The organism is Synechococcus sp. RS9916 (genome assembly GCF_000153825.1).
Taxonomy (GTDB): domain Bacteria; phylum Cyanobacteriota; class Cyanobacteriia; order PCC-6307; family Cyanobiaceae; genus Synechococcus_C.
This window is the reverse complement of record NZ_DS022299.1, coordinates 2,554,048-2,567,226: the sequence shown is the minus strand read 5'-3', so window position 1 is coordinate 2,567,226 and position 13,179 is coordinate 2,554,048. Positions and strand designations below refer to the sequence as shown.

Annotated in this window: 21 protein-coding genes; 20 read left to right on the top strand and 1 reads right to left on the bottom strand. The window is 61.3% G+C overall.

What is annotated here, in order from left to right; genetic code table 11:
* The first annotated feature begins 1 nt into the window (after window position 1).
* The 19 genes from rplX to prfA all read left to right on the top strand — a co-directional run bounded on the left by rplX (window position 2) and on the right by prfA (window position 11,341).
* Window positions 2-358 carry a 50S ribosomal protein L24 gene (rplX, locus tag RS9916_RS12840; RefSeq protein ID WP_007099878.1) on the top strand — a complete coding sequence of 119 codons (357 nt, stop codon included), beginning with the start codon at window positions 2-4 and terminating at the stop codon, window positions 356-358.
* A gap of 47 nt (window positions 359-405) precedes the next feature.
* A complete protein-coding gene (gene rplE / locus RS9916_RS12835; RefSeq protein ID WP_007099877.1) occupies window positions 406-945 on the top strand; it encodes a 50S ribosomal protein L5 in 540 nt (179 codons plus the stop codon).
* Window positions 946-964: 19 nt separating this feature from the next.
* On the top strand, window positions 965-1,366 hold the full coding sequence (rpsH, locus tag RS9916_RS12830) for a 30S ribosomal protein S8 (RefSeq protein WP_007099876.1): 402 nt from the start codon (window positions 965-967) through the stop codon (window positions 1,364-1,366).
* Between the two features lie 15 nt (window positions 1,367-1,381).
* The gene (rplF, locus tag RS9916_RS12825; protein WP_007099875.1) at window positions 1,382-1,921 is read left to right on the top strand and encodes a 50S ribosomal protein L6; all 540 of its coding nucleotides are present in this window, start codon (window positions 1,382-1,384) and stop codon (window positions 1,919-1,921) included.
* Between the two features lie 33 nt (window positions 1,922-1,954).
* Window positions 1,955-2,323, top strand: a complete 369-nt coding sequence (rplR, locus tag RS9916_RS12820; RefSeq protein WP_007099874.1) for a 50S ribosomal protein L18 — start codon at window positions 1,955-1,957, stop codon at window positions 2,321-2,323.
* 13 nt (window positions 2,324-2,336) lie between these two features.
* Window positions 2,337-2,981 carry a 30S ribosomal protein S5 gene (gene rpsE, locus RS9916_RS12815; RefSeq protein ID WP_007099873.1) on the top strand — a complete coding sequence of 215 codons (645 nt, stop codon included), beginning with the start codon at window positions 2,337-2,339 and terminating at the stop codon, window positions 2,979-2,981.
* Window positions 2,982-2,987: 6 nt separating this feature from the next.
* Window positions 2,988-3,440, top strand: a complete 453-nt coding sequence (gene rplO, locus RS9916_RS12810) for a 50S ribosomal protein L15 (protein ID WP_007099872.1) — start codon at window positions 2,988-2,990, stop codon at window positions 3,438-3,440.
* Window positions 3,441-3,550: 110 nt separating this feature from the next.
* Window positions 3,551-4,858: a preprotein translocase subunit SecY gene (gene secY / locus RS9916_RS12805; RefSeq protein WP_007099871.1), complete on the top strand. Its 1,308-nt coding sequence runs from the start codon at window positions 3,551-3,553 to the stop codon at window positions 4,856-4,858.
* Window positions 4,859-4,954: 96 nt separating this feature from the next.
* Window positions 4,955-5,512, top strand: a complete 558-nt coding sequence (locus RS9916_RS12800; RefSeq protein ID WP_007099870.1) for an adenylate kinase — start codon at window positions 4,955-4,957, stop codon at window positions 5,510-5,512.
* Window positions 5,513-5,563: 51 nt separating this feature from the next.
* Window positions 5,564-5,677, top strand: a complete 114-nt coding sequence (gene rpmJ, locus RS9916_RS14010; RefSeq protein ID WP_007099869.1) for a 50S ribosomal protein L36 — start codon at window positions 5,564-5,566, stop codon at window positions 5,675-5,677.
* An 87-nt stretch (window positions 5,678-5,764) separates the two neighbouring features.
* Entirely contained in the window at window positions 5,765-6,130 is a 366-nt protein-coding gene (gene rpsM, locus RS9916_RS12795; protein WP_007099868.1) for a 30S ribosomal protein S13, read from the top strand.
* Between the two features lie 77 nt (window positions 6,131-6,207).
* Complete coding sequence (gene rpsK, locus RS9916_RS12790) at window positions 6,208-6,600, top strand: 30S ribosomal protein S11 (RefSeq protein WP_007099867.1); 393 nt, start codon at window positions 6,208-6,210, stop codon at window positions 6,598-6,600.
* Window positions 6,601-6,645: 45 nt separating this feature from the next.
* Window positions 6,646-7,584 carry a DNA-directed RNA polymerase subunit alpha gene (locus RS9916_RS12785; RefSeq protein ID WP_007099866.1) on the top strand — a complete coding sequence of 313 codons (939 nt, stop codon included), beginning with the start codon at window positions 6,646-6,648 and terminating at the stop codon, window positions 7,582-7,584.
* A gap of 36 nt (window positions 7,585-7,620) precedes the next feature.
* Entirely contained in the window at window positions 7,621-7,971 is a 351-nt protein-coding gene (gene rplQ / locus RS9916_RS12780) for a 50S ribosomal protein L17 (RefSeq protein ID WP_007099865.1), read from the top strand.
* A gap of 13 nt (window positions 7,972-7,984) precedes the next feature.
* Entirely contained in the window at window positions 7,985-8,860 is an 876-nt protein-coding gene (gene truA, locus RS9916_RS12775; RefSeq protein ID WP_038023822.1) for a tRNA pseudouridine(38-40) synthase TruA, read from the top strand.
* A 193-nt stretch (window positions 8,861-9,053) separates the two neighbouring features.
* Entirely contained in the window at window positions 9,054-9,506 is a 453-nt protein-coding gene (gene rplM, locus RS9916_RS12770) for a 50S ribosomal protein L13 (RefSeq protein WP_038023820.1), read from the top strand.
* Window positions 9,503-9,907 (top strand): 30S ribosomal protein S9, encoded by a 405-nt coding sequence (gene rpsI / locus RS9916_RS12765; protein WP_007099862.1) that lies wholly within the window; start codon window positions 9,503-9,505, stop codon window positions 9,905-9,907. Before rplM ends, rpsI begins: the two co-directional genes overlap by 4 nt.
* Before the next feature lie 8 nt (window positions 9,908-9,915).
* Complete coding sequence (rpmE, locus tag RS9916_RS12760; protein WP_007099861.1) at window positions 9,916-10,143, top strand: 50S ribosomal protein L31; 228 nt, start codon at window positions 9,916-9,918, stop codon at window positions 10,141-10,143.
* Window positions 10,144-10,246: 103 nt separating this feature from the next.
* Window positions 10,247-11,341: a peptide chain release factor 1 gene (prfA, locus tag RS9916_RS12755; protein WP_007099860.1), complete on the top strand. Its 1,095-nt coding sequence runs from the start codon at window positions 10,247-10,249 to the stop codon at window positions 11,339-11,341.
* 13 nt (window positions 11,342-11,354) lie between these two features.
* Here prfA and RS9916_RS12750 read toward each other — a convergent pair whose 3' ends face one another.
* Window positions 11,355-11,855, bottom strand: a complete 501-nt coding sequence (locus RS9916_RS12750) for an HNH endonuclease (protein WP_007099859.1) — start codon at window positions 11,853-11,855, stop codon at window positions 11,355-11,357.
* 73 nt (window positions 11,856-11,928) lie between these two features.
* On the opposite strand from RS9916_RS12750, the gene alr reads away from it, so the two are divergent.
* Complete coding sequence (gene alr / locus RS9916_RS12745; protein WP_038024648.1) at window positions 11,929-13,110, top strand: alanine racemase; 1,182 nt, start codon at window positions 11,929-11,931, stop codon at window positions 13,108-13,110.
* Window positions 13,111-13,179: the final 69 nt, after the last annotated feature.

Genomic DNA, 13,179 nt, shown 5'->3' with positions numbered 1-13,179 from the left:
GATGGCTACCGCAACCCCTAAATCCAGCACGACCCAGCGCATCAAGATGCGTCTGCGCAAAGGCGACACCGTCCAGGTGATCTCCGGGAAGGACAAGGGCAAGACCGGTGAGGTGCTGCGCACCCTGCCGAACGAAAACCGCGTGATCGTTCAGGGCATCAACCTGCGCACCCGTCACGTCAAGCCCACCCAGGAGGGTGAGTCCGGTCGCATCGTCACTGAGGAAGCATCCCTCCATGCCTCCAACGTGATGCTGTATTCCACCGACAAGAAAGTGGCCAGCCGCGTTGAGCTGATCACCGAAAAAGACGGCACCAAAAAGCGTCGCCTCAAGAAAACCGGCGAAGTGATCGACTGATCACTCGACCCGTCTTCTGACCAAGCCCAGAAGTCCATCCCCCAGCTATGTCACTGAAACAGCGCTATCGGGAGACCATTCAGCCCAAATTGCTGAAGGATCTGTCTCTCTCCAACGTTCACGAAGTTCCCAAGGTTCTCAAGGTCACCGTCAACCGGGGCCTCGGTGAAGCTGCTCAAAACGCCAAGTCTCTTGAGGCTTCGGTGAATGAGCTGGCGCAGATCACCGGCCAAAAGGTTGTGGTCACCCGCGCCAAGAAGGCCATCGCAGGCTTCAAAATCCGCCAGGGCATGCCGATCGGCTGTGCCGTCACCCTGCGCGGCGACCGCATGTATGCCTTCCTGGAGCGCCTGATCAACCTGGCGCTGCCCCGCATCCGCGATTTCCGCGGCGTCAGCCCCAAGAGCTTCGACGGACGTGGCAACTACACCCTGGGGGTGAGGGAACAAATCATTTTCCCTGAAATCTCGTTCGATCAAATCGACGCCATCAGGGGCATGGACATCACCATCGTGACCACTGCCCGTTCGGATGAAGAGGGCCGGGCCCTCCTCCGCGAGATGGGAATGCCATTCCGCAGCAACTGAGCCCCCCTCGGAAACCACTATGGCCAACCACGACCCTATTTCCGACATGCTCACCCGCATTCGCAATGCGAGTGAGAAACGTCACCAATCCACGAAAATCCCCGCCTCGCGCATGTCGCGCAGCATCGCCAAGGTGCTTCAACAGGAGGGTTTCATCGCTGAAATCAGCGAAGAAGGCGAAGGCATTCACAGCAACCTGGTGCTCGAGCTGAAGTACAGCGGCAAGCACCGTCAGCCCACCATCCGTTCCATGCAACGGGTGAGCAAGCCTGGCCTGCGCATCTACAAAAACACCCGCGGCCTTCCCAAGGTCCTTGGCGGTCTGGGGGTGGCAATCATCTCCACCTCCAAAGGTGTGATGAGCGACCGCGATGCCCGCAAGCAGGGCGTCGGCGGTGAAGTGCTCTGCTACGTGTACTGATCCGGAGCCAGAACTATGTCTCGTATTGGTAAATCCCCAATTCCCATTCCCGACAAGGTGAATGTCACCCTCGACGGCCTCGCCGTCACGGTGAAAGGCCCTAAGGGTGAACTCAAGCGCACCCTTCCTGATGGTGTCACCGTCAGCCAGGTGGACAACACCATTGTTGTGGCTCCTAGCAGCGACAAGCGTCGCTCCCGCGAGCGTCACGGCCTGTGCCGCACCCTGGTGGCCAACATGGTCGAGGGTGTGAACAACGGTTTCAGCAAGAAGCTCGAAATCGTTGGTGTGGGCAACCGTGCTCAGGTCAAGGGCAAGACCCTTGTGGTGAGTGCTGGTTACAGCCACCCCGTTGAGGTCGTTCCCCCCGAAGGCATCACCTTCGCCGTGGAGAACAACACCAACGTCACCGTTTCCGGCACCGACAAGGAACTGGTCGGCAACGAAGCTGCCAAGATCCGCGCCATTCGTCCCCCTGAGCCTTACAAGGGCAAGGGCATCAAATATGCGGGCGAGCGCATCCTGCGCAAGGCAGGCAAGTCAGGCAAGAAGTAATCCCCTGCCAGGCAACCCTCCGTTTCTCCCACCATGTCGACCCTTTCCCGCAAACAGCAGACTCAGAAGCGCCACCGGCGCCTGCGTCGTCATCTCATCGGTTCCGCCGAGCGCCCTCGTCTCGCCGTGTTCCGCTCCAACAACCACATCTACGCCCAGGTCATCGACGACGATGCCCAGAGCACTTTGTGCTCTGCATCCACGATTGACAAGGAGCTGCGCACCAGCCTGAAGGCTGACGGCAGCAGCTGCGATGCCTCCGTTGCCGTTGGCGCACTGGTGGCTAAGCGTGCCCTGGCCAAGGGCATCCAACAGGTGGTCTTCGATCGCGGCGGCAACCTGTACCACGGTCGGGTGAAAGCCCTCGCCGACGCCGCCCGGGAAGCGGGCCTTCAGTTCTGATCCTGCTCTCAACATGACCGAAACCAACTCCCAGACCAACCCCAACGACGTCCCGGCAGCATCCGACGTTCCTGCAGCGGCCGAAGGCCAGCAGCAGCAGGAGCAGCGTCGCGGTGGCCGTGACCGTGGCGACCGTCGTGGTGGCCGCCGCGGCGACCGCCGTGGACAGGAGCGTGACTCCGAATGGCAGGAGCGCGTGGTGCAGATCCGCCGCGTGTCCAAAACCGTCAAAGGCGGTAAGAAGATGAGCTTCCGCGCCATCGTCGTGGTCGGCAATGAGCGCGGCCAGGTCGGCGTTGGTGTCGGCAAGGCTGGTGACGTGATCGGTGCCGTCCGCAAGGGCGTTGCCGACGGCAAGAAGCACCTGGTCAAGGTGCCTCTCACCCGTCACAACTCCATCCCCACCCTCTCCAACGGTCGCGACGGTGCAGCCAGCGTGCTGATCCGTCCCGCAGCCCCTGGTACCGGTGTGATCGCGGGTGGTTCCATCCGCACGGTGCTCGAGCTTGCCGGCATTAAGAATGTGCTGGCCAAACGTCTCGGCAGTAAGACGCCCCTGAACAACGCTCGCGCTGCGATGGTGGCCCTGTCTGAGCTCCGTACCCACAAGGACACCGCCAAGGAACGGGGGATCTCCCTCGAGCAGATCTATTCCTGATTCCCCATGACCCTTCGTCTCGATTCCCTCCAAGCCAACAAAGGCGCCCGTCGCCGCAAACTGCGCAAGGGCCGTGGCATCGCCGCCGGCCAGGGGGCCAGCTGCGGCTTCGGCATGCGTGGTCAGAAGTCCCGCTCGGGTCGTCCCACCCGCCCCGGCTTCGAAGGTGGCCAGATGCCCCTCTACCGCCGGGTGCCCAAGCTCAAGCACTTCCCCCTGGTGAACCCCAAGTTCTTCACGGTGGTGAACGTGTCTGCTCTCAATGAGCTCAAGGCAGGCAGCACCGTCAACCTCGACTCTCTGGTCAAGGACGGCGTGGTCACCAGCCCCAAGCATCCCCTGAAAGTGCTTGGCAATGGTGAGCTGAAGGTCAAGCTGACCGTTCAGGCGGCTGCCTTCACTGCATCAGCCCGCACCAAGATCGAAGCTGCCGGTGGCAGCTGCGAACTGCTCGACTGAGTTTCAGTCTGATTTGCCCAAGCAGATCTAAGGTCTGAGCCGTCCGCATGACTTCGGTCATCGGACGGCTTTTTGGTAGCAAGCCCCTCTCACCCCACCCTCACCCAGTCATGCTCGTCAGTCGGGGACGCAACCCCAGCGCCGGAGAAGTGATCAGCCAGGCGGTGACCAGCCCGGAGCTGCGAAACCGGATCCTCACCACCATCGGCCTGCTGTTGCTGGTCCGCATCGGGATCTACATCCCGATGCCAGGCATCGATCGCGTCCGGTTCCAAGAGTTTCTCCAAGGTGGAGGCAACCTGATCGGGTTCCTCGACATCTTCACGGGAGGAGGCGTCTCGAGCCTTGGCGTGTTTGCCCTGGGGATCCTGCCGTTTATTAACGCCTCGATCATCATGCAACTGCTGACGGCATCCCTGCCTCAGCTCGAAGACCTGCAGAAAAACGAGGGGGAAGCCGGCCGACGCAAGATCGCCCAGATCACCCGCTATGTGGCCCTGGGATGGGGTCTGATTCAGAGCGTCGTGTTCGCTCTGATCCTCAAGCAGTACGCCACGGAGGGGTTGAGCGAAGTGGTGTTCGTGATTCAGACCGCTCTGGCCCTCGTGACAGGGGCCATGGTGGTGATGTGGATCAGTGAAGTGATCACCGAGCGGGGCATTGGTCAGGGAGCCTCGCTGGTGATTTTTCTGAACATCGTGGCCACCCTGCCCAGCACTTTGGGCAATGCCATTTCTCAGGCGCAGCTTGGGGGCCGCCAGGCTGTGATCGGCCTGGCCACTCTCACGCTGGTGTTTCTGGCGACGATTGTGGGGATCGTGTTCGTGCAAGAAGCGTCAAGGCGCCTGCCCATCGTGAGCGCGAAGCGACAAATCGGTGGCACGGGAACCCTGCCCAGCCGCCAGAGCTACCTGCCGATGAAGCTCAATGCTGGTGGCGTGATGCCAATCATTTTTGCCTCAGCCATGCTCTTCCTTCCGGCAACCCTTGCCCAGGTCACGAAGCAAGAATGGCTGGCCCAAGCCGTCGGAGCGATCCAGCCCGGCAAAACGGCCTATTACGTGCTCTATTTCGCACTGATCCTGGGGTTCTCGTATTTCTATGCGTCCCTAACGCTCAATCCAACCGACATTGCCAGCAACCTCAAACGCGGCGGTGTGGCCATCCCTGGTGTCCGTCCCGGTACCGCGACAGCGAACTACATCTCTGGAGTACAGGCCCGTCTGACCCTTCTTGGCGGTCTGTTCCTCGGCGCCGTGGTGATCATTCCCTCATTGCTGGAGAACTCAAGCGGAATTGTTCTCGGCGGCCTTGGATCCACATCGCTGCTGATCCTGGTGGGCGTGGCGATTGAAACAGCCAAACAGGTCAAGACCTACGTGGTGTCGCAGCGCTACGAAGGCATGGTGCGCGGATAAGCAGCACCCGAGACAAAAAAGTTACGCAGCCAACACGCTAGCGAGACGAAAACGTACCTCAAGCTCTGCAAGTTCAGTTTCATCCGAATGTCATCCATGAAAAAACGCCTTCTTTTCCTTGGCCCTCCCGGTGCAGGCAAAGGCACTCAGGCCGCACGCCTGTGCGAACAGCACGGCATGAAGCACCTCTCCACCGGCGACCTACTCAGAGCCGAAGTAGCCGCCGGCACCGACCTGGGCAAAGAAGCCAAAGCCGTGATGAATCGCGGCGAACTGGTGAGCGACGCTTTAGTACTGGCAATCGTCAAAGGGCAGCTCGGCGCCCTTGGCGATGGAGGCTGGCTGCTTGACGGCTTCCCCCGCAACGTGGCCCAGGCCGAAGCGCTCGAGCCGCTGCTGACGGAGATTGGTCAACCCCTGGAAGCCGTGGTGCTTCTCGAGCTGGACGACGCCGTGTTGATGGAGCGGATGCTCAGCCGCGGACGCGAAGACGACAACGAAGACGTGATCCGCCACCGCCTTGAGGTTTACCGCGACAAGACAGCTCCGCTGATCGATCACTATCGTCAGAAGGGCCAATTGATCTCGGTGGAAGCCCAGGGCAACATCGAGGCCATCACCGACCGCATCCAACAAGCCTTGACAGGGTCTTGATTACCCTCCTGTGGTAAGGTAGTTGTTTGGAATTTTGGAGAGCCACACCCCATGAAGGTGCGCGCCTCGGTCAAGAAAATGTGCGAAAAGTGCCGCGTGATTCGCCGTCACGGCCGGGTCATGGTCATTTGCGCCAACCCCAAGCACAAGCAGCGCCAGGGTTGATCCCCCGACTGCCGGTCAGCCGACCGCTGACCATCGCCTCAACAGCCGCCTGAAGGCGGCCCCCGTCCCCCCTCGATTGTTTGCTCAGTGGCAAGGATTGCTGGTGTCGACATTCCCCGCGACAAGCGTGTTGAAGTCGCCCTCACCTACATCTACGGAATCGGACCCACCCGGGCCCGCACCATCCTCTCCCAGACCGGAGTCAACCCCGACACCCGCGTCAAGGACCTTGAGGACGGCGACGTTCAGAAGTTGCGTGGTGCCACTGAAGGCTTCACGATCGAGGGTGACCTGCGCCGTCAGGAGGGCATGGCCCTTAAGCGCTTGCAGGACATCGGTTGCGTGCGCGGCCGTCGCCACCGCATGAGCCTTCCGGTTCGCGGTCAGCGCACTCGTACCAATGCCCGCACCCGTCGCGGCGCTCGTAAAACCGTGGCCGGTAAGAAGAAGTAAGGCGTTCGGCATCACCTTCCAGGTGAGCCACTCCCCACTTCGATCGTCCCCCTTTCCCTGCCTTCAGGCCCCAGTTCATGGCCAAGACCGTCAAAAAATCTGGCCCCAAAAAGGCCAAGCGCAATGTCCCCAACGGCGTTGCCCACATTCAGAGCACGTTCAACAACACGATCGTGTCCATCACCGACACCACCGGAGAAGTGATCTCCTGGTCGTCGGCTGGTGCCAGCGGCTTCAAGGGCGCCCGTAAGGGAACCCCTTTCGCTGCACAGACCGCAGCTGAAGCTGCTGCCCGCCGTGCTCTTGAGCAAGGCATGCGTCAAATCGAAGTACTGGTGCGCGGCCCTGGTTCAGGCCGTGAAACCGCCATCCGCGCCCTTCAAGTGGCCGGCCTGGAAATCACCCTGATTCGCGACGTCACACCTCTGCCCCACAACGGCTGCCGTCGTTCCAAGCGTCGTCGCGTCTGATTCGCGACGTCCTCCTGGATTTCTCCCTTAACCCCGCTTCAGATCGTGCTGCAATACCAGATCGACCGTATCGAGCATCAGATCGCTGACGATCGCGCCCAAACCGGCGTGTTCCTCATCGGTCCGCTGGAGCGCGGTCAGGCCACCACGCTGGGCAACTCCCTGCGTCGTGTGCTGATGGGAGGCCTTGAAGGCAGTGCCGTCACCGCCGTTCGCATTGCTGGTGTCAATCACGAATACGCCACCGTTCCCGGTGTGCGTGAAGACGTGCTCGACATCCTGCTCAACTGCAAACAGCTGAGCGTCAACAGCCGTTCCTCCGAACTGGAAATCGGTCGCCTTGTGGTGGCCGGCCCTTCGGAAGTGAAAGCTCGCGATCTGCAGTTCTCCTCCCAGGTTCAGGTGGTCGACCCCGAGCGCACCATCGCCACGGTCAGCGATGGCCACAGCCTCGAGCTCGAACTGCATGTTGAGCGAGGCATCGGCTACCGCCCGGTTGACCGCCACAGCGAAGACACCAATGCCATCGATCTCCTCCAGATCGATGCCGTGTTCATGCCTGTGCATCGGGTGAACTTCTCCATCGATGAAACCGCTGTTGCCGAAGGCGGCTCCGCCCGTGAGCGTTTGCGCATGGAAGTGGTCACCGATGGTTCCATCACCCCTGATGATGCCATCGCTGAAGCAGCCAACCAGCTGATCGAACTGTTCCAGCCCCTCGCCACTGTCACCATGGTGGAAGAGCCCGGCTTGGAGCCTGAGCCTTCCGCAGAGGCCCAGATTCCCCTGGAAGAGCTCAACCTGTCCGTGAGGGCCTACAACTGCCTCAAGCGTGCACAGGTCAATTCCGTGTCCGACCTGATGGGCTTCAGCTACGAAGACCTGCTGGAGATCAAGAACTTCGGTTCCAAGTCGGCCGACGAGGTGATCGAAGCTCTCGAGCGCATCGGCATCTCGATCCCTCAGAGCCGCACCAGCGCCTGATTTTTTCGTTCTTTTTAACCAGCGTCTGCCAGAACCATGCGTCACCAATGTCGAGTTCCCCAGCTGGGCCGCCCGGCTGACCAGCGCAAAGCCATGCTCCGTGGCTTGACCACCCAGCTGATCCGTGAAGGTCGCGTCACCACCACCAAAGCGCGAGCTAAGGCTCTGCGTGATGAAGCTGAGCGCATGATCACCCTGGCCAAAGACGGCAGCCTCGCCGCTCGTCGTCGTGCCATTGGCTACATGTACGACAAGCAGCTGGTGCACGCCCTGTTCGACAAGGCGCAGGATCGTTATGGCGATCGCAAGGGCGGCTACACCCGGATCACCCGCACCGTGCCTCGTCGTGGTGACAATGCCGAAATGGCCATTATCGAACTGGTCTGATCAGGACTGACTCCTGAATCCTTCAGAACCCTCGACTGCAACTGAGCCTCCGTTGATTCGACGGATTGCCCTCAGCCTGCAGTACGAGGGTTCTGCTTTTTGTGGCTGGCAACGGCAACGCCAAGGCAACAGTGTGCAAGCCGCATTGGACGAAGCCATCAGCCAATTGGACCCCATCCGCCCAGTGCACACGGTTGCCGCAGGTCGAACCGATGCAGGCGTCCATGCCGCCGGGCAGGTGGTGCATTTCGATTGCTGCGGGCCGATTCCAGCCTGGCGCTGGGCTCCAGCTCTGAATGGGCGTTTGCCGGGGACGATCCGTGTGCGTGAAGCAGTGGAACGTCCACTGGACTGGCATGCCTGCTACTCAGCCACCTACCGGCGTTATCGCTACACCATCTACAACGGGCGGCGACCGAACCTGTTTCTGACTCCCTGGACGTGGCATCGCTACCAAGCCCGCCTCGATGACAGCCTGATGGGCGAGGCGCTGCAGGGTCTGCTCGGACTCCATGATTTCGGCGCTTTCATGCGCGCCGGCAGTCGCCGAGCCCACTCGCGCACCACGATTCAAGACGTCAGTCTCGAGCGGGAGGGTGATCTGGTCACGGTGGAAATCCAGGCCAGCGGTTTTCTTTACGGCATGGTGCGACTGTTGATGGGCCAACTGGTGGCCGTGGGGGAACATCGCCTCAGCCTTGAAGCCTTCGAACGACGCTGGCGAGAACGGCGCCGCAGCGAGGTCAAAGACGCCGCCCCACCGCAAGGCCTCTGCTTGCTCAGGGCTGGCTACGGCGAGCCCATCTTCAGTGAAGGCGGGTGGTACGATTGCCAACCGCGGTATTTTCTGGCAGCGCAGGATCCTCCTCCACTGCCGAAAACAGACTGAACTCTGCCGGCCGCAGAACTGCACCGGCGCAATCGGCCCGCACACCTCTTGTCTCAGCTCTCATCGAGACTGAGACCCCCCACGAGGTAAGCTCATTCATTGAGCTTTGATCAGGACGCCCTGGGCGGACCGATCCTTTTTGCCCAGCTCCGCCAGCTCAGGTGGGGCATACCCGAACCGGCACGCCGGCGCGATGAACAAGACATCCGTTCCCTCAATCGATTCAATCGACCGCCAGTGGTACCTGGTGGACGCTGAGAATCAAACCCTCGGCCGCCTGGCCACAGAGGTTGCTTCTGTCCTGCGTGGCAAAAACAAGGCCACCTACACCCCCCACCTCGACACCGGCGATTTCGTCGTCGTGGTGAACGCTGACAAGATTCGCGTCAGCGGCAGCAAATCTCAGCAGAAGCTGTATCGCCGCCATTCCGGCCGTCCCGGCGGCATGAAGGTGGAAACGTTTGAGCACCTGCAGGAGCGCCTGCCTGAGCGCATCGTGGAGAAAGCCATCAAAGGCATGCTTCCCCACAACGCTCTTGGTCGTCAGCTGTTCCGCAAACTCAAGGTCTACAAGGGCAGCGAGCATCCCCATGCCGCCCAGCAGCCCAAGCCCCTCCAGCTCGATCCCGCCGCTTCTGCCCAATGAGCACTTCCAACTCCGTCGTCTACTGGGGCACCGGTCGTCGTAAGACCTCCGTGGCTCGTGTTCGCCTTGTCCCCGGCAACGGCACGATCACCATCAACGGTCGCCCTGGCGACAATTACCTGAACTACAACCCCGCTTACATCTCAGCGGTCAAAGCTCCCCTTCAAACCCTGGGTCTGACTGGCGAGTACGACGTGTTGGTGAATGTGCGCGGTGGTGGCCTCACCGGCCAGGCCGATGCCATCAAGCAGGGTGCAGCCCGCGCCCTTTGCGAGCTGTCCGCCGACAACCGCAAGCCTCTGAAAACTGAGGGTCACCTCAGCCGCGACCCCCGCGCCAAGGAACGTCGCAAGTACGGCCTCAAGAAAGCCCGCAAAGCTCCTCAGTTCTCCAAGCGCTGATCCCTGTCATGCCCAAGTCCGACATTCATCCCACCTGGTACCCCGATGCCAAGGTGATCTGCAACGGAGAAGTGGTGATGACCACTGGCTCCACCCAGCCCGAGATTCACGTCGACGTCTGGAGCGGCAACCACCCCTTCTTCACTGGCACCCAAAAGATTCTCGATACCGAGGGTCGTGTGGATCGCTTCATGAAGAAGTACGGCATGGGCAGCGCCACCAAGGCCGAAGCCTGAGCTCAACCCGCAACGGATCCGACGCCGTTGTTCATCCTCTTGCCCCCGACCGCAGAGTTCGTTCTGCGATCGGGGGTGTTTTTATCACTGCTTGCCGAACGGGATGGACCTCGAAACCCTGATCAGCCGGCTTGATGCGGCTACCAACAGTTTTCACAATCTGGAGCGGCAACTGGCGGATCCCGACGTGGCATCCGACCCCAAGCGGCTGCAATCAATCGCCCGTGAGCGATCGCGCCTTGAACCTCTGGTGCAGGACTATCAGAGCCTTCAGCAGGTGGAGGAGGAGCGCCAGCAAGCTGAGAGCCTGCTCAAGGAGAGCCGCGGGGACAGCGGCATGGAAGAGCTCGCTCGTCTTGAGATTCAGGATCTGAATGAACGCCAGGCGACCCTGATCGAACGCGTGACGCTGGCGCTGCTTCCCAGTGATCCCCGCGATGAACGCAGCGTGATGCTGGAAATCCGAGCCGGGGCTGGTGGTGACGAAGCCTGTCTCTGGGCCGGGGATCTGGCCCGCATGTATGAACGCTATGGCAGTCGACAGGGCTGGAATGTCCAGCCAGTCAGCGCCAATGCGGCTGATCTTGGCGGGTACCGCGAGCTGATTCTTTCGGTGAAAGGCGACGCCGTATTCAGTCAATTGAAGTTTGAAGCTGGCGTGCACCGCGTTCAACGGGTGCCAGCCACCGAATCCCAGGGGAGGGTTCACACCTCCACCGCCACGGTTGCCGTGATGCCAGAAGCAGATCCTGTGGAGGTGCAAATCGATCCCACCGAGCTTGAAATCAGCACCGCTCGCTCCGGAGGAGCCGGTGGCCAGAACGTGAACAAAGTGGAGACAGCCGTGGACCTGCTGCACAAACCCACCGGAATCCGCGTGTTCTGCACGCAGGAACGATCGCAGTTGCAAAACCGCGAACGGGCCCTGGAAATCCTTCGGGCCAAGCTCTACGAACGCCAACTAGCGGAAGCCAATGCCGCGGAGAGCTCGGCCCGCCGAGCCCAGGTCGGTACCGGTGATCGAAGCGAGAAAATCCGCACCTACAACGCCAAAGACAATCGCGTTACCGATCACCGTCTTGGCCGCAACTTCAGCCTTGATCCAATGCTGGAGGGCCAGATGGACGATGTCATCGGCGCCTGCATCGCCGAAGAGCAACGCGAGAAGCTGGAAGCCCTCAGCCGCGCTGACGACTGAGCGATCGGCAGTCTTAACTGCCGATCATGTATTTCGCCCAGTCGGCCCGCTGCCCAGACTGGATCTGACGGCGCGCCTCAAAACTGAGGTGACCAGCAGGGCGATGGGGCTGATGGCGCAGGGGCATGTTGGCCTCCTGAGGGGTGCGATTGCCCTTGCGCACATTGCAACGCAGGCATGCAGTGGTCACGTTCTCCCAGGTGTCAGCACCACCGCGGCTACGGGGCAGCACATGATCAATCGATAACTGCCCGCCACGACTGCCGCAGTACTGACAACAGTGGTGATCGCGCTGGAACAGGTTGCGACGGGTCAGCGCCAGCTGGCGGAACGGAACGTGCACAAACTGGCGCAACCGGATCACCGTGGGCACATGAAAATCGTCCCGCAGGCAATGGTGGGGGTCGTGCTCCAACCCTTCAGCCTTGCCTTTCAACATCATCACGGTGGCGCGTCGCCAGGAGGTGATGTTGAGCGGCTCGTAGGACGCATTGAGAACGAGAACCTGGCCCATGCCAGCCCCCAGATTCCAAGGCATGCTAGAGGCAATCCACGGTTTGGTCCGTGGCCTGCGCGACCATCGCTCCATGCGTGACCTGATCAGCAGTGGCCAGGAGCCTTCCGGCTTCAGCGAGCAGCAGACGCTCGACCCGCGCCAACGGGCCTGGTTGGAGGTCTCGCCCGCGGCCATTGAAAGCAATGCGCGCGCCCTCAGGCGGCTGCTGAAGCCAACCTGTGCCCTGATGGCGGTGGTCAAAGCCGATGGCTATGGCCATGGCGCAACCACCGTGGCCCGCGCTGCTGTTCAGGGAGGAGCTGCGCAACTGGGAGTCGCCACCCTCCAGGAAGGGATCGACCTGCGCCGCGCCGGCCTGGAACAACCGATCCTTGTGCTGGGCAATCTCACTCAGCCGGATGACCTGCGCGCCTGTCTTCAGTGGCAGCTGATGCCCACCCTGAGCAGCATGCGTGAGGCCTTGCTCTGCCAGAACCTTGCTGATGGCAGTGGCCGCCAGTTCGCCGTGCAACTCAAGCTCGACACCGGCATGAACAGGCTGGGCTGCGCCTGGGAGGACGCTCCCCGTCTGACGGAGGCGATCCAGCAGTTGAACCAGCTGCACCTCTGCGGCATCTACAGCCATCTGGCCCTGGCGGATGGTGACCCGGAAGGTGATGGAGATCGCGTAACCCGCCTACAGCAGACCCGCTTCAACGAGGTGCTGCACCATTTGCCCGAGCACCAAGCCCTTCACCACCTTGCCAACTCCGCCGGCACCCTGCGGGATCCGGGCCTGCATCACGATCTGGTGCGCGTGGGACTCGCCCTCTACGGCCACAGCCCAAGCCCCCATCTCGACGCTGCTGTTCCGCTCCAACCCGCCATGGGCGTCAAAGCACGCGTCACCCTGATTCGCGAGGTGGGGACTGGTGTCGGTGTGAGTTACGGCCATCGTTTCGTCACCCAACGCCCCAGTCGTCTGGCGGTCGTGGGCATCGGCTATGCCGACGGGGTCAGCCGCTGTCTTTCCGGCAAAATCACCGCTCTACATAGGGGACATTCGCTGCTCCAGGTGGGGGCCATCACCATGGATCAGTTAATTCTCGACGCCACCGATCATCCCGATCTCGACAGCGGAGATGTGGTGACCCTCCTGGGCCGTGATGGAGACCAGGAGATCAGCCCTCGGTCCTGGAGTGAGCTCAGCGAATCGATTCCCTGGGAGGTGCTTTGCGGCTTCAAACACCGCCTACCCAGGGTGACGGTCTGATTTGAGGCCCTCTTCCGACCACCGAAAGAGCTGGAGGGGCCAACCGCTTGGTATGTTGTGCGAGCCGCT

Bases quoted from the DNA above. Each gene is read 5' to 3' on its own strand.
- rplX (WP_007099878.1), top strand. From the start codon at position 2: ATGGCTACCGCAACCCCTAAATCCAGCACGACCCAGCGCATCAAGATG.
- rplE (WP_007099877.1), top strand. From the start codon at position 406: ATGTCACTGAAACAGCGCTATCGGGAGACCATTCAGCCCAAATTGCTG.
- rpsH (WP_007099876.1), top strand. From the start codon at position 965: ATGGCCAACCACGACCCTATTTCCGACATGCTCACCCGCATTCGCAAT.
- rplF (WP_007099875.1), top strand. From the start codon at position 1,382: ATGTCTCGTATTGGTAAATCCCCAATTCCCATTCCCGACAAGGTGAAT.
- rplR (WP_007099874.1), top strand. From the start codon at position 1,955: ATGTCGACCCTTTCCCGCAAACAGCAGACTCAGAAGCGCCACCGGCGC.
- rpsE (WP_007099873.1), top strand. From the start codon at position 2,337: ATGACCGAAACCAACTCCCAGACCAACCCCAACGACGTCCCGGCAGCA.
- rplO (WP_007099872.1), top strand. From the start codon at position 2,988: ATGACCCTTCGTCTCGATTCCCTCCAAGCCAACAAAGGCGCCCGTCGC.
- secY (WP_007099871.1), top strand. From the start codon at position 3,551: ATGCTCGTCAGTCGGGGACGCAACCCCAGCGCCGGAGAAGTGATCAGC.
- RS9916_RS12800 (WP_007099870.1), top strand. From the start codon at position 4,955: ATGAAAAAACGCCTTCTTTTCCTTGGCCCTCCCGGTGCAGGCAAAGGC.
- rpmJ (WP_007099869.1), top strand. From the start codon at position 5,564: ATGAAGGTGCGCGCCTCGGTCAAGAAAATGTGCGAAAAGTGCCGCGTG.
- rpsK (WP_007099867.1), top strand. From the start codon at position 6,208: ATGGCCAAGACCGTCAAAAAATCTGGCCCCAAAAAGGCCAAGCGCAAT.
- rplQ (WP_007099865.1), top strand. From the start codon at position 7,621: ATGCGTCACCAATGTCGAGTTCCCCAGCTGGGCCGCCCGGCTGACCAG.
- rplM (WP_038023820.1), top strand. From the start codon at position 9,054: ATGAACAAGACATCCGTTCCCTCAATCGATTCAATCGACCGCCAGTGG.
- rpsI (WP_007099862.1), top strand. From the start codon at position 9,503: ATGAGCACTTCCAACTCCGTCGTCTACTGGGGCACCGGTCGTCGTAAG.
- rpmE (WP_007099861.1), top strand. From the start codon at position 9,916: ATGCCCAAGTCCGACATTCATCCCACCTGGTACCCCGATGCCAAGGTG.
- prfA (WP_007099860.1), top strand. From the start codon at position 10,247: ATGGACCTCGAAACCCTGATCAGCCGGCTTGATGCGGCTACCAACAGT.
- RS9916_RS12750 (WP_007099859.1), bottom strand. From the start codon at position 11,855: ATGGGCCAGGTTCTCGTTCTCAATGCGTCCTACGAGCCGCTCAACATC.
- alr (WP_038024648.1), top strand. From the start codon at position 11,929: ATGCGTGACCTGATCAGCAGTGGCCAGGAGCCTTCCGGCTTCAGCGAG.